At 70.3% G+C, this 24,609-nt stretch carries 20 protein-coding genes and 1 tRNA gene; 13 read left to right on the plus strand and 8 right to left on the minus strand.

Annotated features, from left to right (window positions below):
* Window positions 1–36 precede the first annotated feature (36 nt).
* The 4 genes from MOJ79_RS04635 to MOJ79_RS04650 are packed head-to-tail and all read right to left on the minus strand — an operon-like array spanning window position 37 to window position 2,361.
* Window positions 37–573: an RDD family protein gene (locus MOJ79_RS04635; RefSeq protein WP_241923063.1), complete on the minus strand. Its 537-nt coding sequence runs from the start codon at window positions 571–573 to the stop codon at window positions 37–39.
* The gene (locus tag MOJ79_RS04640) at window positions 570–1,349 is read right to left on the minus strand and encodes a DUF3106 domain-containing protein (RefSeq protein WP_241923064.1); all 780 of its coding nucleotides are present in this window, start codon (window positions 1,347–1,349) and stop codon (window positions 570–572) included. The genes MOJ79_RS04635 and MOJ79_RS04640 overlap by 4 nt, the downstream gene beginning before the upstream one ends.
* Complete coding sequence (locus MOJ79_RS04645; protein WP_241923065.1) at window positions 1,346–1,798, minus strand: DUF3619 family protein; 453 nt, start codon at window positions 1,796–1,798, stop codon at window positions 1,346–1,348. Before MOJ79_RS04645 ends, MOJ79_RS04640 begins: the two co-directional genes overlap by 4 nt.
* Entirely contained in the window at window positions 1,795–2,361 is a 567-nt protein-coding gene (locus tag MOJ79_RS04650; RefSeq protein ID WP_241923066.1) for an RNA polymerase sigma factor, read from the minus strand. The genes MOJ79_RS04645 and MOJ79_RS04650 overlap by 4 nt, the downstream gene beginning before the upstream one ends.
* A gap of 241 nt (window positions 2,362–2,602) precedes the next feature.
* Here MOJ79_RS04650 and MOJ79_RS04655 point away from each other — a divergent pair, with 241 nt between their 5' ends.
* The 6 genes from MOJ79_RS04655 (at window position 2,603) to pbpG (ending at window position 10,041) form a co-directional block, all read left to right on the plus strand.
* Window positions 2,603–4,387: an acetolactate synthase 3 catalytic subunit gene (locus MOJ79_RS04655; protein WP_241923067.1), complete on the plus strand. Its 1,785-nt coding sequence runs from the start codon at window positions 2,603–2,605 to the stop codon at window positions 4,385–4,387.
* 168 nt (window positions 4,388–4,555) lie between these two features.
* A complete protein-coding gene (gene ilvN / locus MOJ79_RS04660) occupies window positions 4,556–5,047 on the plus strand; it encodes an acetolactate synthase small subunit (protein ID WP_119287501.1) in 492 nt (163 codons plus the stop codon).
* Window positions 5,048–5,185: 138 nt separating this feature from the next.
* Entirely contained in the window at window positions 5,186–6,202 is a 1,017-nt protein-coding gene (gene ilvC, locus MOJ79_RS04665) for a ketol-acid reductoisomerase (RefSeq protein WP_119287499.1), read from the plus strand.
* Between the two features lie 76 nt (window positions 6,203–6,278).
* Window positions 6,279–7,106 (plus strand): CDP-diacylglycerol--serine O-phosphatidyltransferase, encoded by an 828-nt coding sequence (gene pssA / locus MOJ79_RS04670; RefSeq protein ID WP_241923068.1) that lies wholly within the window; start codon window positions 6,279–6,281, stop codon window positions 7,104–7,106.
* A 235-nt stretch (window positions 7,107–7,341) separates the two neighbouring features.
* Window positions 7,342–8,883 carry a 2-isopropylmalate synthase gene (locus MOJ79_RS04675; protein ID WP_119287495.1) on the plus strand — a complete coding sequence of 514 codons (1,542 nt, stop codon included), beginning with the start codon at window positions 7,342–7,344 and terminating at the stop codon, window positions 8,881–8,883.
* A gap of 144 nt (window positions 8,884–9,027) precedes the next feature.
* Complete coding sequence (gene pbpG / locus MOJ79_RS04680; protein ID WP_241923069.1) at window positions 9,028–10,041, plus strand: D-alanyl-D-alanine endopeptidase; 1,014 nt, start codon at window positions 9,028–9,030, stop codon at window positions 10,039–10,041.
* Window positions 10,042–10,065: 24 nt separating this feature from the next.
* Here the strand turns inward: pbpG and MOJ79_RS04685 are convergent, their stop codons facing one another.
* The 4 genes from MOJ79_RS04685 to hpnC all read right to left on the minus strand — a co-directional run bounded on the left by MOJ79_RS04685 (window position 10,066) and on the right by hpnC (window position 13,913).
* Complete coding sequence (locus MOJ79_RS04685) at window positions 10,066–10,836, minus strand: IclR family transcriptional regulator (RefSeq protein ID WP_119287490.1); 771 nt, start codon at window positions 10,834–10,836, stop codon at window positions 10,066–10,068.
* A gap of 112 nt (window positions 10,837–10,948) precedes the next feature.
* Complete coding sequence (gene hpnE, locus MOJ79_RS04690; protein WP_336606311.1) at window positions 10,949–12,250, minus strand: hydroxysqualene dehydroxylase HpnE; 1,302 nt, start codon at window positions 12,248–12,250, stop codon at window positions 10,949–10,951.
* The gene (gene hpnD, locus MOJ79_RS04695; protein WP_241923070.1) at window positions 12,214–13,062 is read right to left on the minus strand and encodes a presqualene diphosphate synthase HpnD; all 849 of its coding nucleotides are present in this window, start codon (window positions 13,060–13,062) and stop codon (window positions 12,214–12,216) included. Before hpnD ends, hpnE begins: the two co-directional genes overlap by 37 nt.
* Window positions 13,059–13,913: a squalene synthase HpnC gene (gene hpnC, locus MOJ79_RS04700; RefSeq protein ID WP_241923071.1), complete on the minus strand. Its 855-nt coding sequence runs from the start codon at window positions 13,911–13,913 to the stop codon at window positions 13,059–13,061. The genes hpnD and hpnC overlap by 4 nt, the downstream gene beginning before the upstream one ends.
* A 167-nt stretch (window positions 13,914–14,080) precedes the next feature.
* Here hpnC and MOJ79_RS04705 point away from each other — a divergent pair, with 167 nt between their 5' ends.
* From MOJ79_RS04705 to lon, 7 genes are all read left to right on the plus strand, one after another.
* The gene (locus tag MOJ79_RS04705; RefSeq protein ID WP_241923072.1) at window positions 14,081–15,205 is read left to right on the plus strand and encodes an efflux RND transporter periplasmic adaptor subunit; all 1,125 of its coding nucleotides are present in this window, start codon (window positions 14,081–14,083) and stop codon (window positions 15,203–15,205) included.
* Window positions 15,206–15,241: 36 nt separating this feature from the next.
* Window positions 15,242–18,364, plus strand: a complete 3,123-nt coding sequence (locus tag MOJ79_RS04710) for an efflux RND transporter permease subunit (RefSeq protein ID WP_259374317.1) — start codon at window positions 15,242–15,244, stop codon at window positions 18,362–18,364.
* 103 nt (window positions 18,365–18,467) lie between these two features.
* A tRNA-Leu gene (locus tag MOJ79_RS04715) sits at window positions 18,468–18,554 on the plus strand.
* 26 nt (window positions 18,555–18,580) lie between these two features.
* Complete coding sequence (gene tig / locus MOJ79_RS04720; RefSeq protein WP_241923073.1) at window positions 18,581–19,888, plus strand: trigger factor; 1,308 nt, start codon at window positions 18,581–18,583, stop codon at window positions 19,886–19,888.
* Between the two features lie 108 nt (window positions 19,889–19,996).
* A complete protein-coding gene (gene clpP, locus MOJ79_RS04725; protein WP_119293474.1) occupies window positions 19,997–20,605 on the plus strand; it encodes an ATP-dependent Clp endopeptidase proteolytic subunit ClpP in 609 nt (202 codons plus the stop codon).
* 128 nt (window positions 20,606–20,733) lie between these two features.
* On the plus strand, window positions 20,734–21,999 hold the full coding sequence (gene clpX / locus MOJ79_RS04730) for an ATP-dependent Clp protease ATP-binding subunit ClpX (RefSeq protein WP_119293476.1): 1,266 nt from the start codon (window positions 20,734–20,736) through the stop codon (window positions 21,997–21,999).
* A 99-nt stretch (window positions 22,000–22,098) separates the two neighbouring features.
* Complete coding sequence (gene lon, locus MOJ79_RS04735; protein WP_241923074.1) at window positions 22,099–24,522, plus strand: endopeptidase La; 2,424 nt, start codon at window positions 22,099–22,101, stop codon at window positions 24,520–24,522.
* Window positions 24,523–24,609 lie beyond the last annotated feature (87 nt).

The raw sequence follows: 24,609 nt of genomic DNA on the forward strand, positions 1-24,609 counted from the left end.
TCGCGGGGTGTAGGGAAGGGAGGGCCGGCGCGGCCGTCAGCGCTGCGCCGGCTTCGGCGGCCGCGGCGGGTTCCAGTGCACCAGCCGTGTGCCGCACACCGCATCGTGCCAGAACTGCCGCTGCGGGTGCAGCCACGCCAGCGCCGCGTAGGCGAGCACGCCCACCGTCATCAGCGTGAACACCGCCAGGGACGACTTGAGTCCGGCGAAGTGCGCCGTGGCCAGCGCGGGCAGGAACCACACCCAACTCAGCAGGTAGCGCGCCAGCGCGCGCATCTGCGACACCGGACCGCCGTCGGCCGTGACCAGCCGCACGTGCCATGCTTTCATCGCCACCGTCTGGCCGCCGTGCGACCAGAACCAGACGAAATAGATCGCCAGCACGACGAACAGGAACGCCATCAGGCCGGCGCGCCCTTCCAGCGCGTGGCGCTGCTGCGTCAGCGACGAATACAGGTAGCCGGCGATCATCACGACGCCGAACAGCAGCACGCCCTCGTAGACGAAGCTCGCGAGTCGGCGCGCGATGCCAGGCGTCGCGGCCGCGCCCGCCGAGGGCGGTGCGGCGCTCATTGCGCGCCGTCGGGCTCGATCTGTGCGGGACCGCCCGGGTTGCGCACCGCAGCCGCCTGCGCGCCTCGGCGCGGCAACAGCGTGCTGCGGTCGACGAAGTCGGGCGTCGCGGCGATCTTCGGCAGCCCGGCCTGCTGGTGGCGCGGCGGCTCCGCCGAGCGCGTCACGGGGCGCGTCGACGCGCCGGGCGCCGCCTGCACCGTCCCCGGCGTCACGGGGCGATCACTGCCGGGCGGTGATGCACGCACGACGGCGGGGCGCGCCGCCTCGGCGCTGGGTTTGCCCTTGCGCGCCGCCGCGGCCTGCTCGGCCTGTTCGGCCAGCCGCTGGCGCTCCTCGGGCGGCAGCGCGCGGTAGGCTTCCCACCGCGCCTGCCGCTCCTGCGGGCTGATCGCACTGGCGCGCTGGAACTCGAGCCGGGCGCGACGACGCTCTTCCGGGCTCATCGCGGCCCATTCGTTCATGCGCTCGCGCAGGCGCTGCTGGTCGGCCGCCGACATGCGCGGGTACAGCGACGCGAGCTCGAGCCACTTGCGCTGTCGCTCGGGCTCCAGCGTGGACCACACCGGCGCGAGCGGCGCGAGCACGCGCGCCTGGCTCGGCGTCAGCGACGACCACGGCACGGCGTTGGCGGCGGCCACCGCGGGGCGCGGCGCCGTCCCCGCCGGCTGCGCCGGCGTCGCGAGCGGCGCGAGCAGCGCCACGCCGACCGCGCACGCGGCCGCGCTGCGTGGCCAGTCCCGCTCGATCGGCTGCCGGCGGGGGTGCAACGTCAACGCTGCCCCCCTTCGCGCAGGAACTGGGTGAACCCCGGGTCGGCGTAGGCCGCCGGCGGCAACACGTCGGTCAACAGGCGTGCGTCGATCTCGGCAGCCGCCTGCACGCGACGCTGCGCCTGGTACTCGCCGATGGCCCAGACCCCGAGCACCATCGCGAGCAGCGGTACCCAGGCCAGTGCGCGCTGCCAGCGGGGCTGCGACGACGGCGCGTGGCGGGCGGCGGTGCCTGCCCCGACGGTGACGGTGCCGGCCGCCGCCTGGCGCTCGTGGCGCAGTCGCAGCACGGCGGCCTGGCGCGCGCGGCCGAGCCGCGCGACGATGTCCGGCGGCAACGCGGCAGCGGCCTCGTCGAGGTGTGCCGCCACGCGCTCGCCGAAGCGCACCTCGAGCGCCTCGCGCACGAGCGGCGGACGGGCGGCGGACAGCGGTGACGGTGGCGTGGTCATGGCACGATTCCTCGCAAACGCAATGCCCGCGCGAGGGCGTGCACCGCGCGCGAGCAGTGGGTCTTGACGCTGCCTTCGGTGCAGCCCATCGCCTGCGCCGTCTCGGCAACGTCCAACTCCTCCCAGTAACGCAGCAGGAACGCCTCCCGTTGACGCGCCGGCAGGCGCGCGACCTCGTCTTCGATCGCCGCCAGCACCTGCTGGCGCGCCACCGAGCTGTCGGCGCCCTCGACGCCGACGCCTGCGTGCAGCGCTTCCAGCCGCTCGAGCAGGTCGAAATCACCGTCGTCGCTGCCGCCCTCGAAGTCCGACAGGTTTTGCACGACGCCGTCGCGCACGCGCTGGCGCCGGAACCAGTCCATCGTCGCATTGCCGAGGATGCGCTGGAACAGTGGTGCCAGCTCGGCGGCCGGCCGGTCGGCGTAGCGCTCGACGAGGCGGATCATCGCGTCTTGCACGATGTCCAGCGCGGCTTCCTCGTCGCGCACCGTGTACGCGGTGCGCTTGAAGGCGCGTCGTTCGACGTCGCGGAGGAACTCGTCGAGCTCTTGTTCGGTGGCCAAGGCGGCGCGGGCGGCAGGCAGGCGGGCGTGGCCCGCGCGAAGCGGGCGCGATTATCACACCGGGTGTCGGCGCGTTCGGCGGTGCCATAATGTGCGGTCGCACAACGCTCTTTTCGGGTCTCGAGCAGGGTGGCCGACCCGGGCGCCCCGTTTTTGACCGCGCAGGTTCCGATTCCGCCTCACGAGGGCGCGAGGAGGGACACCGATGGTTTTTCGTCAGAGAAATTCACAGAGGTTCGAAATGGACATGTCTGCCGCGGAAGTCAAGCGTGCCTCCGTCCTGGACGCCCAGGCACAACCGCACACCTCCACCGCCGACCCCAACGGGTCGGAAATCCTCGTCCGCTGCCTCCAGGCCGAAGGGGTCAAGTACCTCTGGGGCTACCCCGGCGGCGCGGTGCTTTACATCTACGACGCGCTGTACAAGCAAGACAGCATCCAGCACGTGCTCGTGCGCCACGAGCAGGCCGCGGTGCACGCAGCGGACGGCTATGCGCGGGCCACTGGCGAGGTCGGCGTCGCGCTGGTGACGTCGGGTCCCGGCGTGACGAATGCCGTGACCGGCATCGCCACCGCGTACATGGACTCGATCCCGATGGTGATCATCACCGGCCAGGTGCCGACGCCGGCGATCGGGCTGGACGCGTTCCAGGAATGCGACACGGTGGGCATCACGCGCCCGATCGTCAAGCACAACTTCCTCGTCAAGGACGTGCGCGACCTCGCGCTGACGATCAAGAAGGCGTTCCACATCGCGCGCACCGGCCGTCCCGGCCCCGTCGTCGTCGACATCCCGAAGGACGTCTCGCTCAAGACCTGCCCGTTCCACTATCCGGACAAGGTCGAGATGCGCTCGTACAACCCGGTGCGCAAGGGCCACGGCGGCCAGATCCGCAAGGCCGTGCAGCTGCTGATGAACGCCAAGCGGCCCTACGTGTACACCGGCGGCGGCGTGATTCTGGGCAACGCGTCGGCCGAACTGCGCGAGCTCGTCGACCTGCTCGGCGCGCCGTGCACGAACACGCTGATGGGGCTCGGTGCGATTCCCGCGAGCGACCCGAAATTCCTCGGCATGCTCGGGATGCACGGCACCTACGAGGCCAACATGACGATGCAGCACTGCGACGTGCTGCTCGCCGTCGGTGCGCGCTTCGACGACCGCGTGATCGGCAACCCAAAGCACTTCGCGCAGGTCGAACGCAAGATCATCCACATCGACATTGACCCGTCGAGCATCTCCAAGCGCGTGAAGGTCGACATCCCGATCGTCGGCGACGTGAAGGAAGTGCTCGTCGAGCTGATCGCGCAGATCCGCGAGTCGCAGCAGAAGATCGACGCGCAGGCGCTCGGCACGTGGTGGGCGCAGGTCAACGAGTGGCGCGGCCGCAACTGCCTGGCCTATCGCAAGAGCCACGAGGTCATCAAGCCGCAGTACGTCGTCGAGACGCTGTGGGAGCTGACCCGGGGCAGCGACTGCTACATCACCTCGGACGTCGGCCAGCACCAGATGTGGGCCGCGCAGTTCTACGGCTTCGAGCAGCCGCGCCGCTGGATCAATTCCGGCGGACTCGGCACGATGGGCGTCGGCCTGCCGTATGCGATGGGCATCAAGCTCGCGCGGCCGCAGGCCGACGTGTTCTGCATCACCGGCGAGGGCAGCATCCAGATGTGCCTGCAGGAACTGTCGACCTGCAAGCAGTACGACACGCCGGTCAAGATCATCTCGCTGAACAACCGCTACCTCGGCATGGTGCGCCAGTGGCAGCAGCTCGACTACGGCGGGCGCTACTCGCACAGCTACATGGACGCGCTGCCCGACTTCGTCAAGCTCGCCGAGGCGTACGGGCACGTCGGGATGCTGATCGAGAAGCCCGCCGACGTCGAGCCGGCGCTGCGCGAGGCGATCCGGCTGAAGGACCGCACCGTGTTCCTCGACATCCGCACCGACCCGACCGAGAACGTCTGGCCGATGGTGCAGGCCGGCAAGGGCATCACCGAGATGCTGCTCGGCTCCGAGGACCTGTGACCCGGCGCACGCCGGCGGGCGAGGTGGCGTCACCGCGCTGCCCCGGGCCCCGGCGCGGCGCCGGCCAACGGCCGAGGACCCCATTTCCGATTCACTGACATTCGAAGGGCGTGGCCAAGGCGCCGCCGTTACCGCGGCGGCCGCTGAAGAGCGCGAAGGACGAACCCCATGAGACACATCATCGCGGTACTGCTCGAGAACGAGCCCGGTGCGCTGTCGCGCGTCGTGGCGCTGTTCTCGGCGCGCGGCTACAACATCGAGAGCCTGACCGTCGCGCCGACGGAAGACGCATCGCTGTCGCGCATGACGATCGTGACCACCGGCAGCGACGAGGTGATCGAGCAGATCACCAAGCACCTGAACCGTCTGATCGAGGTCGTCAAGGTCGTCGACCTCACCGAGGGCAGCTACACTGAGCGCGAGCTGATGCTCGTCAAGGTGCGCGCCGTCGGCAAGGAGCGCGAGGAGATGAAGCGCATGGCCGACATCTTCCGCGGCCGCATCATCGACGTGACCGAGAAGACCTACACGATCGAGCTGACCGGCGACGGCGCCAAGCTCGACGCGTTCCTCGTCGCGATCGACCGCGCGGCGATCCTCGAGACGGTGCGCACCGGCGCCAGCGGCATCGGCCGCGGCGAGCGCATCCTCCGCGTGTGACCGACCCCCGAAGCGCCTTCGGCGCCTCCCCCTCAAGGGGGCGCCGCCAGCGGTCCGGCCAAGCCGGTGCCGCGGCGGCCGCTTGATTCGGCTGCATCGAGCCCGCCCCCGTTCCGCAGCATCTTTCTGGAGAGAACCATGAAGGTCTACTACGACAAGGACGCCGACCTGAGCCTGATCAAGGGCAAGCAGGTCGCGATCATCGGCTACGGCTCGCAGGGCCATGCGCACGCGCAGAACCTCAACGACAGCGGTGTCAAGGTCACCGTCGGTCTGCGTCGCGGCGGCGCGAGCTGGGCCAAGGTCGAGAAGGCGGGGCTGAAGGTCGCCGAGGTCGCCGAGGCGGTCAAGGGCGCTGACGTCGTGATGATCCTGCTGCCCGACGAACAGATCGCCGCCGTCTACAAGAACGACGTCGAGCCGCACATCAAGCAGGGGGCCTCGCTCGCGTTCGCGCACGGCTTCAACGTGCACTACGGCCAGGTCGTGCCGCGCGACGACCTCGACGTGTGGATGGTGGCGCCGAAGGCGCCGGGCCACACGGTGCGCAGCACCTACACGCAAGGCGGCGGCGTGCCGCACCTGATCGCGGTGCACCAGGACAGGAGCGGCAAGGCGCGCGACCTGGCGCTGTCGTACGCGGCGGCCAACGGCGGCGGCAAGGCCGGCATCATCGAGACCAACTTCCGCGAGGAGACCGAAACCGACCTGTTCGGCGAGCAGGCCGTGCTGTGCGGCGGCACCGTCGAGCTGATCAAGGCCGGCTTCGAGACGCTGGTCGAGGCCGGCTACGCGCCCGAGATGGCGTACTTCGAGTGCCTGCACGAACTCAAGCTGATCGTCGACCTGATCTACGAAGGCGGCATCGCGAACATGAACTACTCGATCTCGAACAACGCCGAGTACGGCGAGTACGTGACCGGGCCGAAGATCGTCACCGAGGAAACGAAGAAGGCGATGCGCCAGGCGCTGCGCGACATCCAGACCGGCGAGTACGCCAAGAGCTTCATCCTCGAGAACCGTGCTGGCGCGCCGACGCTGCTGTCGCGCCGGCGGCTGATGGCCGAGCACCAGATCGAGGTCGTCGGCGAGAAGCTGCGCGCGATGATGCCGTGGATCAAGGCCAACAAGCTGGTCGACAAGAGCCGCAACTGAGCGCGCTGCGTGCCGTGCCGGAGGGCCGCCATCGGCGGCCCTTTTCATTGCCCGGCCCGCGGTATCCTCGCGCCCCATGACGGAACCGACCGCCCACCCCGAGCCCGACGACGACGCGCCTGCCGTGCGCCCGCGCCGCAAGGGCATCTACATCCTGCCGAACCTGTTCACAGTGGCGGCGCTGTTCGGCGGGTTCTACGGCATCGTGATGGCGATCAACGGCCGCTTCGAACAGTCGGCGATCGGCATCTTCGCGGCGATGGTGCTCGACAGCCTCGACGGGCGCGTCGCGCGACTGACGAACACGCAGAGTGCCTTCGGCGAGCAGATGGACAGCCTGGCCGACATGGTCAGCTTCGGCGCGGCACCGGCCGTGATCGTCTACGTGTGGGCGCTCAGCGGCCTGGGCAAGCTCGGCTGGATCGCCGCCTTCATCTACTGCGCCTGCGCGGCGCTGCGGCTCGCGCGCTTCAACACCAACATCGGCGTCGTCGACAAGCGCTGGTTCCAGGGGCTGCCGAGCCCGGCCGCGGCCGCGCTCGTCGTCGGCTTCATCTGGATCGTCGACGACGCCGGGGTCCGCGGCGCGACGCGCATCGACTGGCTCGCGTGGGGCGCGTTCGCGCTGACGCTGTACGCCGGGCTGACGATGGTGACCAACGTGCCGTTCTACAGCTTCAAGGACGTCAACTTCCGCAAGTCGGTGCCGTTCATCGTCGTCGTCGCGATCGCGCTGGGCATCGCGCTGATCACGATCCACCCGCCCACCGTGCTGTTCGCGCTGTTCTGCGTCTACGGCTTGTCGGGGTATGCCGTGTATGCGTGGCGCAAGAGCAAGGGCAAGCCGGTCAGCGTGATCGCCACCTCGACCGACGAGCCCGACGAGAAGGGGCTGCACTCCTGAGCCGCGCTGGCACGCGCCGCACGGCGGCGTGCTACATTTCGAGCATGGATTTCGGCCGCGACCTCCTCGTGCTAGCGCTCCTACGTGCCCCGCGGGTGCGCTGATCGACCACGTCCGAACGAACCGTCCGAGTCCTTCCCCGATCAACGGCCCGCCAGCGCAACGCAGCGGGCCGTTTGCTTTGAGGCGATGGGGCTGCGTGCAACGACCCCGAACTTGCCCTGGAGAGAACGTCATGAGCGACAAGCTGATCATCTTCGACACCACGCTGCGCGACGGCGAGCAGTCACCCGGTGCCTCGATGACCAAAGACGAGAAGCTGCGCATCGCGCGCCAGCTCGAGCGGCTGCGCGTCGACGTGATCGAGGCGGGGTTCGCGGCGTCGAGCAACGGCGACTTCGAGGCCGTCAAGGCGATCGCCGACCACATCAAGGAGTCGACGGTGTGTTCCCTCGCGCGCGCCAACGACCGCGACATCGCGCGCGCGGCTGAGGCGCTCAAGGGCGCGCCGCGCGCGCGCATCCACACCTTCATCGCCACCAGCGAGCTGCACATGGCCAAGAAGCTGCGCATGACGCGCGAGCAGGTGCTCGAGCAGGCGAAGCTCGCGGTGCGCTTCGCGCGCAACCTGTGCGACGACGTCGAGTTCTCGCCCGAGGACGGCTACCGCAGCGACCCCGACTTCCTGTGCCAGGTGCTCGAGGCCGTGATCGCCGAGGGCGCCGGCACGATCAACATCCCCGACACCGTCGGCTACGCGGTGCCCGAGCTGTACGGCCACTTCATCCGCCAGCTGCGCGAGCGCATCCCGAACTCGGACAAGGCGATCTGGAGCGTGCACTGCCACAACGACCTCGGCATGGCGGTGGCGAACTCGCTGGCGGGCGTCAAGATCGGCGGCGCGCGCCAGGTCGAGTGCACGATCAACGGCCTGGGCGAGCGCGCGGGCAACTGCTCGCTCGAGGAAGTCGTGATGGCGGTCAAGACCCGGCGCGACTACTACGGGCTCGACGTCGGCATCGACACGACGCAGATCGTGCCCGCCAGCCGCATGGTCAGCCAGACCACCGGCTTCGTCGTGCAGCCGAACAAGGCGGTGGTCGGCGCCAACGCGTTCGCGCACGCGAGCGGCATCCACCAGGACGGCGTGCTCAAGGCGCGCGACACCTACGAGATCATGCGTGCCGAGGACGTCGGCTGGGCGGCGAACAAGATCGTGCTCGGCAAGCTGAGCGGGCGCAACGCGTTCAAGCAGCGGCTGCAGGAGCTGGGCATCGAGCTCGAGTCCGAGGCCGAGATCAACGCCGCGTTCGCCCGCTTCAAGGACCTCGCCGACCGCAAGAGCGAGATCTTCGACGAAGACATCATCGCGCTGGTCGGCGACGAGAGCGTCACCGCCGAGCAGGAGCACTACCGTCTGCTCTCGCTCGCGCAGCACTCGGAGACCGGCGAGCGCCCGCACGCGAGCGTCACGCTGGCGATCGGCAACGAGGAGCACCACGCCGAGAGCGACGGCAACGGCCCCGTCGACGCGAGCCTGAAGGCCATCGAGTCGAAGGTGAAGTCTGGCGCCGAACTGCTGCTGTATTCGGTCAATGCGATCACCAGCGGCTCCACAGAATCGCAGGGGGAGGTCACGGTGCGCCTGCAACTCGGCGGCCGCGTCGTCAACGGCGTCGGTGCCGACCCGGACATCGTCGTCGCGTCGGCCAAGGCCTACCTGGCGGCGTTGAACAAGCTGCACAGCAATACCGAACGGGTCGCGGCGCAGGGCTGAAGCGACGATCCGGGTCAGCCGGATGCCGATCCAAACTTGAGGAACGTTTTGCAAGTTCCTGATCTTGCTTGCGTTCCAAGCTTCTCCTACACTGCGCCGATAACGTGGGACGGCGTTGGGAGCCGCAAGGCCTGGAGGTCGGCGATGGGGTGGCGGTGGTGGTCGGTCGGATGCCTGGTGGCTGCACTCGCGTGCGCGCTGCCGGTGGGTGGCGCTCATGCGGCGGCGACGCACGCCCAGGCGGCCGCGGCCAAGAAATCGAGCACGAAGAAGGCCGCCCCGCGCACGAAGGCCACGCCGAAGACCAACCGGCGCGCGGTCGTCGCGGCCGCTGCGGCGAGGCCTTCGCTCGGGCAGGTCTACGGTCTGCACAGCACGCCCGACCCGCTGGCGTTGAAGTCCAGCGTCGCACTCGTCGTCGACCAGGACACCGACGAGGTGCTGTTCAGCAAGAACCCGCAGGCCGTGCTGCCGATCGCCTCGATCACCAAGCTGATGACCGCGCTCGTCGTCATCGAAGCGAAGCAGCCGCTCGACGAGGTGCTGACGATCACGCAGGACGACGTCGACACCGAGAAGGGCACGGGTTCGCGCCTGCGGCTGGGCACGCAGCTGACGCGCGGCGAGATGCTGCACCTGGCGCTGATGTCGTCGGAGAACCGTGCCGCCAATGCGCTCGGCCGCCACTACCCCGGTGGCCTCGCGGCCTTCGTCGAGGCGATGAACGCGAAGGCCGCGCTGCTGGGCATGCACGACACGCGCTACGTCGAGCCCACCGGCCTGTCGAGCCGCAACCGCTCGAGTGCGCGTGACCTGGCACTGCTCGTCAAGGCCGCGTACCAGCACGACCTGATCCGCGAGCTGTCGACGTCGCCCGAGGCGCAGGTCGCCGTCGGCTCGCACGCGATGCAGTTCCGCAATTCGAACGGGCTGGTGCGCAACCCCGAGTGGTCGATCGGCCTGCAGAAGACCGGCTACATCGCCGAAGCCGGCCGCTGCGTCGTGATGCAGGCCGAGCTCGCCGGGCGCAACCTGATCATGGTGCTGCTCGACTCGGCCGGCCGCTACTCGCGCATCGCCGATGCCGAGCGGCTGCGCCGCTGGCTGCTCGGCCACGGGGACCACGACACCGGCGCGGGCAAGTCGCGGCCGCTGTGACGGTGGGCGATCCCCGCCTCGGGCTCATCGCGGGCGGTGGCCCAATGCCGCCGAAATCTGCGCCGCCGTCGCCCTGAGCTTGTCGACCCACGCCTCGTCGAGGCGGTCGGCCGGCGCCGAGATCGACAGTCCGGCGACGAGCCGGTTCTGGTCGTCGAAGATCCCGGCGGCCATGCAGCGCACGCCGACCTCGAGCTCCTCGTCGTCGCGCGCGACGTTGCTCTGGCGCACCTGTGCCAGCTCGCGCTCGAGGCGAGGCAGATCGGTGATGCTGTTGCGCGTGTGGCCCGCCAGCCCGGTGCGCGTCGCGTACGCGCGCACGCGTGCCGGCTCGTCGTAGGCGAGGAACAGCTTGCCCACCGAGGTCAGGTGCAGTGGCGCGCGCCCGCCGATCGCGCGCACGACCTGCATCCCGGAGCGCTCGCTGTACGCGCGTTCGATGTAGACGATCTCGTCGCCCTGGCGCACCGACAGGTTCACCGGCTGGTGCGTCAGCCGATGCAGTTCGCGCATCGGGGCCAGCGCGGCTTCGCGCACGTCGAGCCGCGCCTTGACGAGGTTGCCCAGTTCGAGCAGGCGCATGCCCAGCCGGTAGCTGCCGGGCTCGGGGCGGTCGACGAGGCGACCGGCGGCCAGGTCGTTGAGGATGCGGTGCGCCGTCGATGGGTGCAGGCCCGTGCGCTCGCTGATGTCCTTCAGCGCCATCGGTTCGTTGTGTGCCGCCAGGACGTCGAGCAGCGCGAACGTGCGCTCGAGCACCTGGATTGCCGGGGTGTGGCCGTCCTTTTTTCGCATGGCGGTATTGTGCGCCGCCGCCGGCGTTCCTGCATGGCGAAAGCGCGGTGCGCGAGCTGGAACCGGAGCCGGGCGCGCTGGCTTCGTCGGTGACCGGCGCGCGCTTCAGGCTTCAGGTCAGCGCAGCGGCGGCGGCCTTGCCGGCACGCACGGCACCTTCGAGCGTGGCCGGGTACGGGCCGGCGACATAGTCGCCGGCGGCGCACAGGCGCGGCGCCAGCACCGTGGCGGGCCGTTGCAGCCCCGGCGTGCAGGCGAAGGTGGCGCGCTTGTCGGCGAGCACGCGCCGCACGAGTGGCGGCGAGCGCCACGTGCCGGGCGCGAAAGCGTCGAGCAGTTGCTGGCGCACGGCCTCGGCCGTGACCTCCAGACCGCGCTGCGTCCACGCGCGCGCGCCGCTGACGACGGCCGCGAAGCGGCCGGCGCACGCGCCGAGCGCGCCATGGTCGAACAGATATTGCGCCGGCGCGTCGGGCCCGTCAGGCAGCGCGGTCATCGGCTGCGGCAGGCGTGTGCCCGCACTGTCGAGGTAGACGGTCACGATCGGCTGGTACTCGAACGCGGCCGTCTGCGCCGCCCACGCCGGCGCGACGGCACGCGCCAGCCGCGCCGCCTCGTGTGCCGTGCACGCGAGCACGACGGCGTCGAAGTCCTCGCCGTCGACGGTCCAGCCGGCGGTGGCGGCGGTCAGCGTCTGCACGCGATGGCCCAGGCGGACTCGGCTGCCGTGAGCCTGCAGCCACGCGAGGGCCGGTGCCGGCAGCACTTCGGACAGCGGGGCGCGCGGCAGCAGCAGGTCGGCCGCGCCGCGTCCGGCGAACAGCGCGTCGCGCAGCACGCGCAAGAAGACCTGCGCGCTCGCCTCGGGTGCCGGCGTGTTGAGCGCGGCGACGCACAGCGGCGCGACCAGTTCGTCGCGCACACGCTGCGGCATCGCGGCGCACAGGCGCTCGACGGTGCACGCCGCGTCGGCCTCGAAGCCCGCGAGCGCCCAGGCAGCCGCGTGGCGCAAGAGGGCCGCGCGCTCGCGCCACGACCAGCCGCGGTGACGCAGCACGGCAGCGACGAACGCCGGCACGGCCGGCCCGCGGCGCAGCCGCAGCCCCTGGCCGTCGGGCCCGACGAGGGCGAGCGGCTGCCGTGCGAGCACTTCCTGCGGGTCGACGCCGACGGTGCGCATCAGCGCCAGTGTCTCGACGTAGGCGCCGATCAGGATGTGCTGGCCGTTGTCGAGCCGTGCGCCGCCGGCGGCGACGCTGCGCGCGCGCCCGCCGAGCTGCGCGGCCATCTCGAACAGCGTGACGGCGTGGCCGGCGCGGGTCGCGTGCACGGCCGCGGCGATGCCGGCCCAGCCGCCGCCGACGACGGCCACGCGCATCAGCGTTCGCGCCAGTGCGTGCACATCGCCAGCCACGCCTTGCGCAGCGGCGTCAGCGCGACGCGCTGGTGCAGCACGCGAAAGCCCGTCGCCTCGATCTCCTGCAGCAGCGTGCGGTAGATCGTCGCCATCATCAGACCGGGGCGCTGCGCGCGGCGGTCGACCGCGGGCAGCAGCGCGCGCGCCTCGTCGAACAGCCGGTGCGCGCGCTCGGCCTGGAAGCGCATCAGCGCCTCGAAGCGCTCGCTGTAGCCCCACGGCGGCTCGCGGCGCAGCAGCTCGTGCGCCTTGACGTCGAAGCGCTGCAACTCGTCCAGCGGCAGGTAGATGCGCCCGCGCCGCGCGTCGTCGCCGACGTCGCGGATGATGTTCGTCAGCTGCATCGCCAGGCCGAGCCGGTGCGCGTAGGCGACCGTCTCGTCGCGCGTGCGCCCGAAGATGTTGGCCGACACCTCGCCGACGACGCCGGCCACCAGGTGGCAGTAGCGGGCCAGCGACGCGAAGTCGAGGTAGCGCGTCTGCCGAAGGTCCATCTCGCAGCCGTCGATGACCTGCTGCAGCTGCGCGGCGGTGATCGCGTGCTCGGCGGCCAGCGGCAGCAGCGCTCGCGTCACCGGGTGCGTCGGCGCGCCGGCGAAGGCGGCGTCGACCTCGCGGCGCCACCAGGCCAGCTTGGTCGCGGCGACGCCGGGGTCGTGGACCTCGTCGACGACGTCGTCGACTTCGCGGCAGAAGGCGTAGAACGCCGTGATCGCTGCCTGCCGGCGCGGTGGCAGGAACTTGAACGCGTAGTAGAACGACGAGCCGCTGCGCGCGGCCTTGTCCTGCACGTACTGCTCGGGGGTCATGCCGCGCGCTCCAGCGCTGCGGGCGTCGGGCGCATCGTCAGCGCACGCCACAGCAGCGGCAGCGCGTCGGCGGCGCCCAGCGTCGGGCGTTGCCGCAGTGTCGCGTGATCGAGCCGCGCGATGCGGTCGAGCACGCGCAGGCCCCCTTGCACGACGAGGCGCAGTTCCCAGCCGATGCGCCCGGGCAGGTCGTGCGCCAGCGGCGCGCCGTCGAGCATCAGCGCACGCGCCCACGCGCACAGGTCGCGCACCAGCGCGCGCACCGCCGGGGTGTCGTCTCGGGCCTCGAGCTGCGCCAGCGTCACGCCGTGGCGGCGCGCGTCGGCCAGCGGCACGTAGTGGCGCCCGCGCGGCGCATCGACGCCGAGGTCCTGCCAGAAGTTGATCAGCTGCAGTGCGCTGCACACGGCGTCCGAGCGCGCCAGCGCGGTGGCGTCGTCGACGCGGTACAGGTGCAGCAGCAGGCGGCCGATCGGATTGGCCGAGCGGCGGCAGTAGTCGAGCAGCGCGGCGCGGTCGGCGTAAGTCGGCGGGTGCACGTCCTGCTCGAACGCGCTGAGCAGGTCGAACAGCGGCGCCGCGGGCAGCCGGTGCCGGCGCACGGCCTGCTGCAGCGGCTCGAAGACGGTGCGCCAGGGGCCGGGGGCAGGGGGGGCGTCGGCGAGCACGCGGGCCAGTTCGGCGCGGTACGCGGCCAGCCGCGCCAGGCGTTCGCAGGCCGGCACGTCGCCCTCGTCGGCGAGGTCGTCGGCGGTGCGCGCGAACCAGTACAGCGCCTGCACGGCGGGACGCAACGCCGGCGGGCACAGCCACGACGCGACGGGGAAATTCTCGTAATGGTCGACGCTCACCGGCGTGATTGTCCACGCCGCGGCGGGCGCCCCTCGCGGCGGCACCTTCGCTGCTTGACACGGTGCGCGGCGGTCCCTACAGTACTGACCGGTCAGTCATTAATGTGGCGTCGCGCCGCGGCATGCTGAATGCCGCGCTCGTCGCGCGTTCGCCGACGAGGTTCCCGATGCGTGCGTTCGTGCCCCTGCTGCTTGCCGCGAGCGTGGCGCTGGCCGCGTGCTCGCGACCCGCGCCGTCGCCAGAGCCGGTGCGCGCAGTGCGCACCGTCACCGTGGGCCGCTCCGGCGCGCAGCCGACGCAGCAGTTCGCGGCCGAGGTGCGCGCGCGCACCGAGTCGAGGCTCGCGTTCGAGGTGGGCGGCCGGCTCGTCGAGCGGCGCGTGAACCTCGGCGAGCCGGTGCGCGCCGGCCAAGTCCTCGCGCGTCTGGACGCCGACAACCTGCGGCTGGGCAGCGACGCCGCGCAGGCGGCGCTGCAGGCCGCGCAGGTGCAGTTCGCGCAGGCTGAGGCCGACGTGCAGCGTTTCGGCGCGCTGCGCGAGCAGGGGTTCATCAGCGACGCGCAGTTCAGCCGCTACGACACGGCGCTGAAGGCGGCGCAGGCGCAACTCGCGCAGGCCCGCGCGCAGGCCGGCGTGCAGGCCAACCTCGCGCGCTACGCCGAGTTGCGCGCCGACACGGCCGGTGTCGTCACCGCCGTCGAGGCCGAGCCGGGGGCGGTGCTCGCCGCCGGCAGCCCCGCGCTGCGCGTCGCGCACGATGGGCCGCGCGACGTCGTGTTCTCGGTGCCCGAGGACCAGCTTGACCGGCTGCGTGCGATCGCGGCGACACCCGGTGCGCTGACGGTGCGCCTGTGGGGCAGCGACGCTGCGCCGTTTCCTGCGCGCGTGCGCGAAGTCGCCGCCGCGGCCGACCCGCTCACGCGCACCTTCCTCGTCAAGGCCGACGTCGGCGACGCGCCGGTGCGCCTGGGGCAGACGGCCACCGTGACCGCCGCGCTGCCGCGGCGTGAAGGCGTCGTCAGGTTGCCGCTGACGGCGCTGTTCGAGCGGCAGGGAAAGACCACGGTGTGGGTCGTCGATGCGGCGACGTCGACGGTGCAGCCGCGCCCGGTCGGCGTGGCCGGTACCGAGGGCAACGTCGCGCTCGTCGCGAGCGGGCTCGCGGACGGCGACGTCGTCGTCACGGCCGGCGTCCATGTGCTGACAGCGGGGCAGAAGGTGACGCAGCACGGTGCGTCCGCCGACGCGGCCGGCAGCCGCACTGCCGCCCCGGCGCCGGCGGGGCGCTGAGGCGCGCGGCACCGTCGACGCACCGTGGGGCCGGCCTTGACCGCATCGCGCTTCAACGTCTCGCGCTGGGCGATCGAGCACGCCCCGCTGACGCGCTACCTGATGATCGTGCTGCTGCTGCTCGGCGGCGCGGCGTACTTCCAGCTCGGCCAGGACGAGGACCCGCCGTTCACGTTCCGCGCGATGGTCGTGCAGGCGTTCTGGCCCGGCGCGACGGCGCAGCAGATGGCCGAGCAGGTCACCGACCGCATCGAGAAGACGCTGCAGGAAGTCCCGCACGCCGACGTGATCCGCAGCTACACCAAGCCGGGCGAGTCGCTGACGCTGCTGCAGCTGGCCGACGACTCGCCGCCGCAGGCGGTGCCCGACGTCTGGTACCAGGTGCGCAAGAAGGTCGGCGACATGCGCGCGACGCTGCCGGCCGGCGTGATCGGGCCGGTGTTCAACGACGAGTTCGGCGACGTCTACGGCTCGATCTTCGCGCTGTCGGCCGACGGCTTCAGTCGCGAGGAGCTGCGCGAGTTCGCCGACATGGTGCGCGAGCGGCTGCTGCGCGTGCGCGACGTGGCCAAGGTCACGCAGTTCGGCGTGCAGCCGGAAAAGCTGTTCGTCGAGATCCCGCAGCGCCGCCTCGCGCAGCTGGGCCTGGACATGAATCAGGTGATCGCCCAGATCGGCGCGCAGAACGCCGTCGAGGGCGCCGGCGTGCTCGACGCTGGCGGCGTCAACGTGCAGGTGCGCGTGGCCGGCGCATTCACGTCGGTCGACGACCTCGCGCGGCTGCCGATCCGCGCCGTCAACCCCGCCACCGGCCAGGCGAGCACGCTGCGCCTGGGCGACCTGGCGACGATCCGCCGCGACTACGCCGACCCGCCGGCCGTCATGGTGCGCCACCAGGGGCGCGACGTGATCGCGCTGGGCGTGTCGATGGCGCCCGGTGGCGACATCATCGCGCTGGGCAAGGCGCTGCGCGCCGAGGCGCAGCGCCTGCGCGCCGAGCTGCCGGCCGGGGTCGAACTCGTGCAGGTGCAGGACCAGCCGCAGGCCGTCAGCCGCTCGGTCGGCGAGTTCGTCAAGGTGCTCGTCGAGGCGCTGGTCATCGTGCTGGCGGTCAGCTTCGTCAGCCTCGGGCTGCACACGCGGCCGCTGCGCATCGACGTCTGGCCGGGGCTGGTGGTGGCGATCACGATCCCGCTCGTGCTGGCGATCACCTTCGTCGCGATGTACTACTGGGGCGTGGGCCTGCACAAGATCTCGCTGGGCTCGCTGATCATCGCGCTGGGCCTGCTCGTCGACGACGCGATCATCGTCGTCGAGATGATGGTGCGCAAGCTCGAGGAGGGCTACGACCGCCTGCGCGCGGCGACCTTCGCGTTCGACGTCACCGCCAAGCCGATGCTCACCGGCACGCTGATCACGGCCGCCGGCTTCCTGCCGATCGGGCTGGCGAAGTCGGCCACCGGCGAGTACACGTTCGCGATCTTCGCCGTCACGGCGGCGGCGCTCGTGATCTCGTGGCTCGTCTCGGTGTACTTCGTGCCGTGGCTGGGCTGGCGGCTGCTGCGCGTCAGGGCCCAGGTCGACGCCGCCGGCGAGGGGCCGCACGAGCTGTTCGACACACCGTTCTACAACCGCTTCCGCGCGACGGTCGGCTGGTGCGTGCGTCACCGCTGGCTGACGATCGGTGCGACGCTGCTGACCTTCGCGCTCGGCCTCGCCGGCATGGGGCGCGTGCAGCAGCAGTTCTTCCCCGACTCGAACCGGCCCGAGCTGCTGGTCGACCTGTGGCTGCCCGAGGGCACCGCGATCGAGACCAGCGCCGAGGTCGCGCGGCGCTTCGAGGCGCGCCTGATGGCCGAGCCCGGGGTGGCCAGCGTGACGACCTGGGTCGGCTCGGGCGTGCCGCGCTTCTACCTGCCGCTGGACCAGATCTTCCCGCAGCCCAACGTCAGCCAGGCGATCGTGCTGCCGGCGAGCCTGGCCGAGCGCGAACGGCTGCGCCGCGCACTGCCGGCGATCCTGGCCGCCGAGTTCCCCGAGGTGCGCGGTCGCGTCAAGCTGCTGCCCAACGGGCCGCCGGTGTCGTACCCGGTGATGTTCCGCGTCGTCGGCCCCGACGTGGCCGGCGTGCGCCGCTGGGCCGACGAGGTCAAGGACGCGATGCGTGCCAACCCGAACCTGCGCGGCGTCAACGACAACTGGAACGAGTCGGTGCTCGCGCTGCGGCTGCAGGTCGACCAGGACAAGGCGCGCGCGCTCGGCGTGACGAGTCAGTCGATCGCGCAGGCGTCGCGCACGATCCTGTCAGGCACGACGATCGGCCAGTACCGCGAGGGCGACAAGCGGCTCGACATCGTGCTGCGCCAGCCCGAGGACGAGCGCCGTGCGATCACCGACCTCGCCGACGCCTACCTGCCCACCGCGAACGGGCGTGCCGTGCCGCTCACACAGGTCGCGCGCATCGAGGTCGGCTGGGAGCCCGGCGTGCTGTGGCGCGAACAGCGCCAGTACGCGGTGACGGTGCAAGGCGACGTCGCCGAGGGCTTGCAGGGCGCGACCGTGACGGCGCAGCTGTGGCCCGAGTTGAGCAAGATCAAGCAACGGATGCCGCCCGGCTACGACATCGTCGTCGCCGGCGCCGTGGCCGAGAGCAGCAAGGGACAGGGCTCGATCGCCGCCGGCGTGCCGGTGATGCTGTTCATCATCTTCACGCTGCTGATGCTGCAGCTGCACAGCTTCAGCCGCGCGCTGCTGGTGTTCCTGACCGGTCCGCTGGGCATCGCCGGCGTGGCCGCCGCGCTGCTGCTGCTCGACCGGCCGTTCGGCTTCGTCGCGCTGCTCGGCGTGATCGCGCTGTCGGGGATGATCATGCGCAACTCGGTGATCCTGATCGACCAGATCGAGCAGGACCGCGCGCGCGGCGTGCCGGCGTGGGACGCGATCGTCGAGGCGGCGGTGCGGCGCTTTCGGCCGATCGTGCTGACCGCCGCGGCCGCGGTGCTGGCGATGATCCCGCTGTCGCGCAGCGTGTTCTGGGGCCCGATGGCGGTCGCGATCATGGGCGGCCTCGTCGTGGCCACCGCGCTGACGCTGCTCGCACTGCCGGCGATGTACGCGGCGTGGTTCCGCGTGCGGCGCGACGCCGCGCCTGCGGCCTGAGCGGCGCTGCGCAGTGCCCGTGAGCGGATAAACTATCCGGTTCGCCGAATCGCCGGTTCGGGCCGCAGGGTGCCTGCCGTGGCCCGTCGCACTTCGAGCCCTCGCGCGGGTGGCGAAATTGGTAGACGCACCAGGTTTAGGTCCTGACGCCAGCGATGGTGTGGGGGTTCGAGTCCCCCCCCGCGCACCAGACACACGACGAAAGAGTTCCCCATCATGACGGTCAACGTGGAAACCCTGGACAAGCTCGAGCGCCGCATCACGCTGACGCTCCCCGCCGACGAGATCAACCGCGAGGTCGAGTCGCGCCTGAAGAAACTCGCGCGCACCGTCAAGGCCGACGGGTTCCGCCCCGGCAAGGTCCCGCTGTCGGTGGTCGCGCAGCGCTACGGCTATTCGGTGCAGTACGAGGTGATGAACGACCGCGTCGGCCGCGCGTTCGCCGACGCCGCCAACGAGGCCAAGCTGCGCGTGGCCGGCGTGCCGCGCATCGAACCGAAGGCCGACGCCCCCGAGGGCCAGCTCGCGTTCGACGCGACCTTCGAGGTCTACCCCGAGGTCAAGATCGGCGACCTCTCCGGCGTCGAGGTCGAGCGCATCGCCACCGAGGTCACCGACGCGGCGATCGACAAGACCATCGACATCCTGCGCCGCCAGCGCCGCACGTTTCAGCAGCGCCCGGCCGCCGAAGGCGCGCAGGAGGGCGACCGCGTGACGATCGACTTCGAGGGCAAGATCGACGGCGAGCCGTTCGCCGGCGGCAAGGCCGAGGGCTTCCAGTTCGTCATCGGCGAAGGCCAGATGCTCGAGCAGTTCGACAAGGCCGTGCGCGGCATGAAGGTCGGCGAGAGCAAGACCTTCCCGCTCAAGTTCCCCGACGACTACCAGGGCAAGGAGGTCGCCGGCAAGGAGGCCGACTTCCTGGTGTCGATGAAGAAGATCGAGGCGCAGCACCTGCCGGCCGTCGACGAGGCCTTCGTCAAGTCGCTGGGCATCGCCGCCGGCACGCTCGAGGCACTGCGCGAAGACGTCAAGCGCAACCTCGAGCGCGAGGTCAAGTTCCGCGTGCAGGCGCGCAACAAGGTCGCCGTGATGGACGCGCTGGTCAAGGTCGCCGAGCTCGACGTGCCGAAGGCGCTCGTCGAGGCCGAGGTCGAGCGCATGACCGCCGCCGCGCGCGAGGACCTGAAGAAGCGCGGCGTCAAGGACGCCGACAAGGCGCCGATCCCGGCCGAACTGTTCCAGCCGCAGGCCGAGCGCCGCGTGCGCCTCGGGCTGGTGGTGGCCGAGCTGGTGCGCGCGCACAACCTGCAGGCCAAGCCCGAGCAGCTGCAGGCGCACATCGAGGAAGTCGCGCAGAGCTACGAGAAGCCGGCCGAAGTGGTGCGCTGGTACCTCGGCGACCGCCAGCGCATGGCCGAAGTCGAGGCGGTCGTGATCGAGAACAACGTCACCGCGCACGTGCTCGGCCAGGCCAAGGTCGTCGACAAGACGGTGCCGTTCGACGAGCTGATGACGGCCTGAGCCGCCGACCGCCGCCGCTGCGGGGCGCCGGGCCGCGAGGCCGGCGCCCCGCGTCTTTGCGGCGCCCCATAATCGGCAGGCACGAGACACCGCAGAGGATCCGCTTTCATGAGTGCACTGGACACGAGCAACCTGGGCATGGTGCCCATCGTCATCGAGCAGTCGGGCCGCGGCGAGCGCGCCTACGACATCTACAGCCGCCTGCTGCGCGAGCGGGTGATCTTCCTCGTCGGGCCGGTCAACGATCAGACGGCCAACCTCGTCGTCGCGCAGCTGCTGTTCCTCGAGAGCGAAAACCCCGACAAAGACATCTCGCTGTACATCAACTCGCCGGGCGGCAGCGTCAGCGCCGGGCTGTCGATCTTCGACACGATGAACTTCATCAAGCCCGACGTGTCGACGCTGTGCATCGGCATGGCCGCCAGCATGGGCGCGTTCCTGCTCGCGGCCGGCGCCAAGGGCAAGCGCTTCGCGCTGCCGAACTCGAAGGTCATGATCCACCAGCCGCTCGGCGGCGCGCAGGGCCAGGCGACCGACATCGAGATCCACGCGCGCGAGATCCTCAAGACGCGCGAGCAGCTCAACCGCATCCTGGCCGAGCGCAGCGGGCAGCCGCTCGAGAAGATCCAGGCCGACACCGAGCGCGACTACTTCATGAGCGCGGCCGAGGCCAGGGAATACGGCCTGGTCGATCAGGTCATCGAGCGGCGCGGCTGAGCCGGGCTCTGCCCGGCCGGTGTCCGTTCCTGCGCCGCGAAAACGGGCTCTTTCCGGCGCCGCTCGCGCGGCGCCGCATGCACTATCATTGGTCGTCGCCTCCTTCCGCCACTGCCTGCCGCACACCCATGCCCGAAAAGAAAGGCTCCTCGAGCGAGAAGGTCCTGTACTGCTCGTTTTGCGGCAAGAGCCAGCACGAGGTCAAGAAGCTGATCGCCGGGCCGTCGGTGTTCATCTGCGACGAGTGCATCGAGCTGTGCAACGACATCATCCGCGACGAGGTGCCGGCCGACGCCGGCGGCGGCAAGGCGGCGCGCAACGACCTGCCGACGCCGGGTGAGATCAAGGCGCTGCTCGACCAGTACGTGATCGGTCAGGACCAGGCCAAGCGCATCCTGTCGGTGGCGGTCTACAACCACTACAAGCGGCTCAAGCACACGCCGGCGAAGGACGACGTCGAGCTGACGAAGAGCAACATCCTGCTCATCGGCCCGACCGGCAGCGGCAAGACCCTGCTCGCGCAGACGCTCGCGCGCATGCTCAACGTGCCGTTCGTGATCGCCGACGCGACGACGCTGACCGAGGCCGGCTACGTCGGCGAGGACGTCGAGAACATCATCCAGAAGCTGCTGCAGAACTGCAACTACGACGTCGAGCGCGCGCAGCGCGGCATCGTCTACATCGACGAGATCGACAAGATCAGCCGCAAGGCCGACAACCCGAGCATCACGCGCGACGTCTCGGGCGAGGGCGTGCAGCAGGCGCTGCTCAAGCTGATCGAGGGCACGATGGCCAGCGTGCCGCCGCAGGGCGGACGCAAGCACCCGAACCAGGACTTCCTGCAGATCGACACGACGAACATCCTGTTCATCTGCGGCGGCGCGTTCGACGGCCTCGAGAAGATCATCCAGAACCGCACCGAGCGCTCGGGCATCGGCTTTTCGGCCACCGTGCACAGCAAGAGCGAGAAGCGCGTCTCCGAGATGTTCCGCGAGGTCGAGCCCGAGGACCTGATCAAGTTCGGGCTGATCCCCGAACTCGTCGGCCGGCTGCCGGTGGTCGCCACCCTCGGCGAGCTGACCGAGGAGGCGCTGGTGCAGATCCTGACCGAGCCGCGCAACGCGCTCGTCAAGCAGTACCAGAAGCTGTTTGCGATGGACGGCGTCGAGCTCGAGATCCGTCCCTCGGCGCTGGCGGCGATCGCGCGCAAGGCGCTGGCGCGCAAGACGGGTGCACGCGGGCTGCGCTCGATCATGGAACATGCGCTGATCGACACCATGTTCGACCTGCCCAACCTCGACGGCGTCGCGAAGGTGGTGGTCGACGAGCACATCGTCGAAGAGGGCGGCAAGCCCCTGCTGGTGTACCGCGAGCAGGCCAAGGCCAGTGCCTGAGGCCGGCGACCGCCCGGGTGCCGCCGCCGCGCGGGCCCGGGGCGGTCTTGCAATTCCCCGCGCGGGCTCCATGTGGGCCTGAGAAAGAGAGGTACCCCCATGTCCGGACATCCCGTTCTTCCCGCCGAGCCGATCACGCTGCCGCTGCTGCCGCTGCGCGACGTCGTCGTGTTCCCCCACATGGTCATCCCGCTGTTCGTCGGGCGGCCGAAGTCGATCAAGGCGCTGGAAGCGGCGATGGAGGCCGGTCGGCAGATCATGCTGGTCGCGCAGAAGGCCGCCGGCAAGGACGAGCCGAAGCCCGACGACATGTTCGGCGTCGGCTGCGTCTCGAGCATCCTGCAGATGCTCAAGCTGCCCGACGGCACCGTGAAGGTGCTCGTCGAGGGCACGCAGCGCGCGAAGACCGAGTCGATCAGCGAGGCCAACGAGCACTTCGTCGCCACCGTCACGCCGATCATCCCCGAAGTCGACAACAAGCCCGAGGTCGAGGCGCTGCGCCGCGCCGTGACGCAGCAGTTCGACCAGTACGTCAAGCTCAACAAGAAGATCCCGCCCGAGATCCTGACCTCGATCGCCGGCATCGACGATCCGGGCCGGCTCGCCGACACGATCGCCGCGCACCTGCCGCTCAAGCTCGAGGCCAAGCAGTCGGTGCTCGACCTGTTCGCGGTCGACAAGCGGCTCGAGAAGCTGCTCGAGCTGCTCGAGCACGAGGTCGACATCCTGCAGGTCGAAAAGCGCATCCGCGGCCGCGTCAAGCGGCAGATGGAGAAGAGCCAGCGCGAGTACTACCTCAACGAGCAGGTCAAGGCGATCCAGAAGGAACTCGGCGACGGCGAGGAAGGCGCCGACCTCGAGGAGCTCGAGAAGAAGATCAAGGCCGCGCGCATGCCGAAGGAGGCGCGCAAGAAGGCCGAGAGCGAGCTCAAGAAGCTCAGGCTGATGTCGCCGATGTCGGCCGAGGCCACCGTCGTGCGCAACTACATCGACGTGCTGGTCAACCTGCCGTGGTCGAAGAAGACCAAGATCAAGCACGACCTGGGCTATGCCGAGGAGGTCCTCAACCAGGACCACTACGGTCTCGAGAAGGTCAAGGACCGCATCCTCGAGTACCTCGCGGTGCAGCAACGCGTCGACAAGGTCAAGGCGCCGATCCTGTGCCTCGTGGGGCCGCCGGGCGTCGGCAAGACCTCGCTCGGGCAGTCGGTCGCGCGCGCGACGGGGCGCAAGTTCGTGCGCATGGCGCTCGGCGGCATGCGCGACGAGGCCGAGATCCGCGGTCACCGCCGCACCTACATCGGCTCGATGCCGGGCAAGGTGCTGCAGAGCCTGTCGAAGGTCGGCACGCGGAACCCCCTGTTCCTCCTCGACGAGATCGACAAGCTCGGCATGGACTTCCGCGGCGACCCGTCGAGTGCGCTGCTCGAGGTGCTCGACCCCGAGCAGAACCACACGTTCAGCGACCACTACGTCGAGGTCGACTTCGACCTGTCGGACGTGATGTTCGTGGCGACCTCGAACTCGATGAACATCCCGCCGGCGCTGCTCGACCGCATGGAGGTCATCCGCCTGTCGGGCTACACCGAGGACGAGAAGCTCAACATCGCCCAGCGCTACCTGCTGCCCAAGCAGATGAAGAACAACGGCGTCAAGCCGGAGGAGCTGGATCTGACCGAGGGTGCGATCCGCGGGATCATCCGCTACTACACGCGCGAGGCCGGCGTGCGCTCGCTCGAGCGCGAGATCAGCAAGATCTGCCGCAAGGTCGTCAAGGGCCAGCAGCTGAAGAAGTACGAAGGGCAGGTCGTCGTCACCGAGGACAACCTCAACGAATTCCTCGGCGTGCGCAAGTACGACTACGGTCGTGCCGAGAAGACGAACCAGGTCGGCCAGGTCGTCGGCCTGGCCTGGACCGAAGTCGGTGGCGACCTGCTGACGATCGAGGCGGCCGTGATGCCGGGCAAGGGCAACATCCTCCGCACCGGTCAGCTCGGCGACGTGATGAAGGAGTCGGTCGAGGCCGCGCGCACCGTCGTGCGCTCGCGCGCCCGGCGGCTGGGCATTCGTGACGAGTTGTTCGAGAAGCGCGACATGCACATCCACGTGCCCGACGGCGCGACGCCCAAGGACGGGCCGAGCGCAGGCATCGCGATGACGACGGCGATGGTGTCGGCGCTGACGGGCATCCCGGTGCGTGCCGATGTCGCGATGACGGGCGAGATCACGCTGCGCGGCGAGGTCACGGCGATCGGCGGCCTGAAGGAGAAGCTGCTCGCGGCGCACCGCGGCGGCATCAAGACGGTGCTGATCCCGGAAGAGAACGTCAAGGACCTGCAGGACATTCCCGAGAACGTCAAGAACAGCCTCGAGATCGTGCCGGTCAAGTGGATCGAGCGGGTGTTCGAGGTCGCCCTCGAGAAGATGCCGCAGCCCTTGCCGGACGAGGAGGCGGTCGCGCCGTCCGAGGTCAAGCCGGCGGCGGAGCCGGTGGCAGGCGCTGCCGATGCGCTGCCGCACTGAGAGCGTGAGAGTTTTTCGTCCGCTGCCCTCGTGCTGGCATGTCTCTGGCTTGCTGTTGGGCATGAGCGATCCGACGCACCAAGACAG

The sequence above is a fragment of the Calidifontimicrobium sp. SYSU G02091 genome (genome assembly GCF_022631395.1).
GTDB classification, from domain to species: Bacteria; Pseudomonadota; Gammaproteobacteria; order Burkholderiales; family Burkholderiaceae_C; genus Calidifontimicrobium; species Calidifontimicrobium sediminis.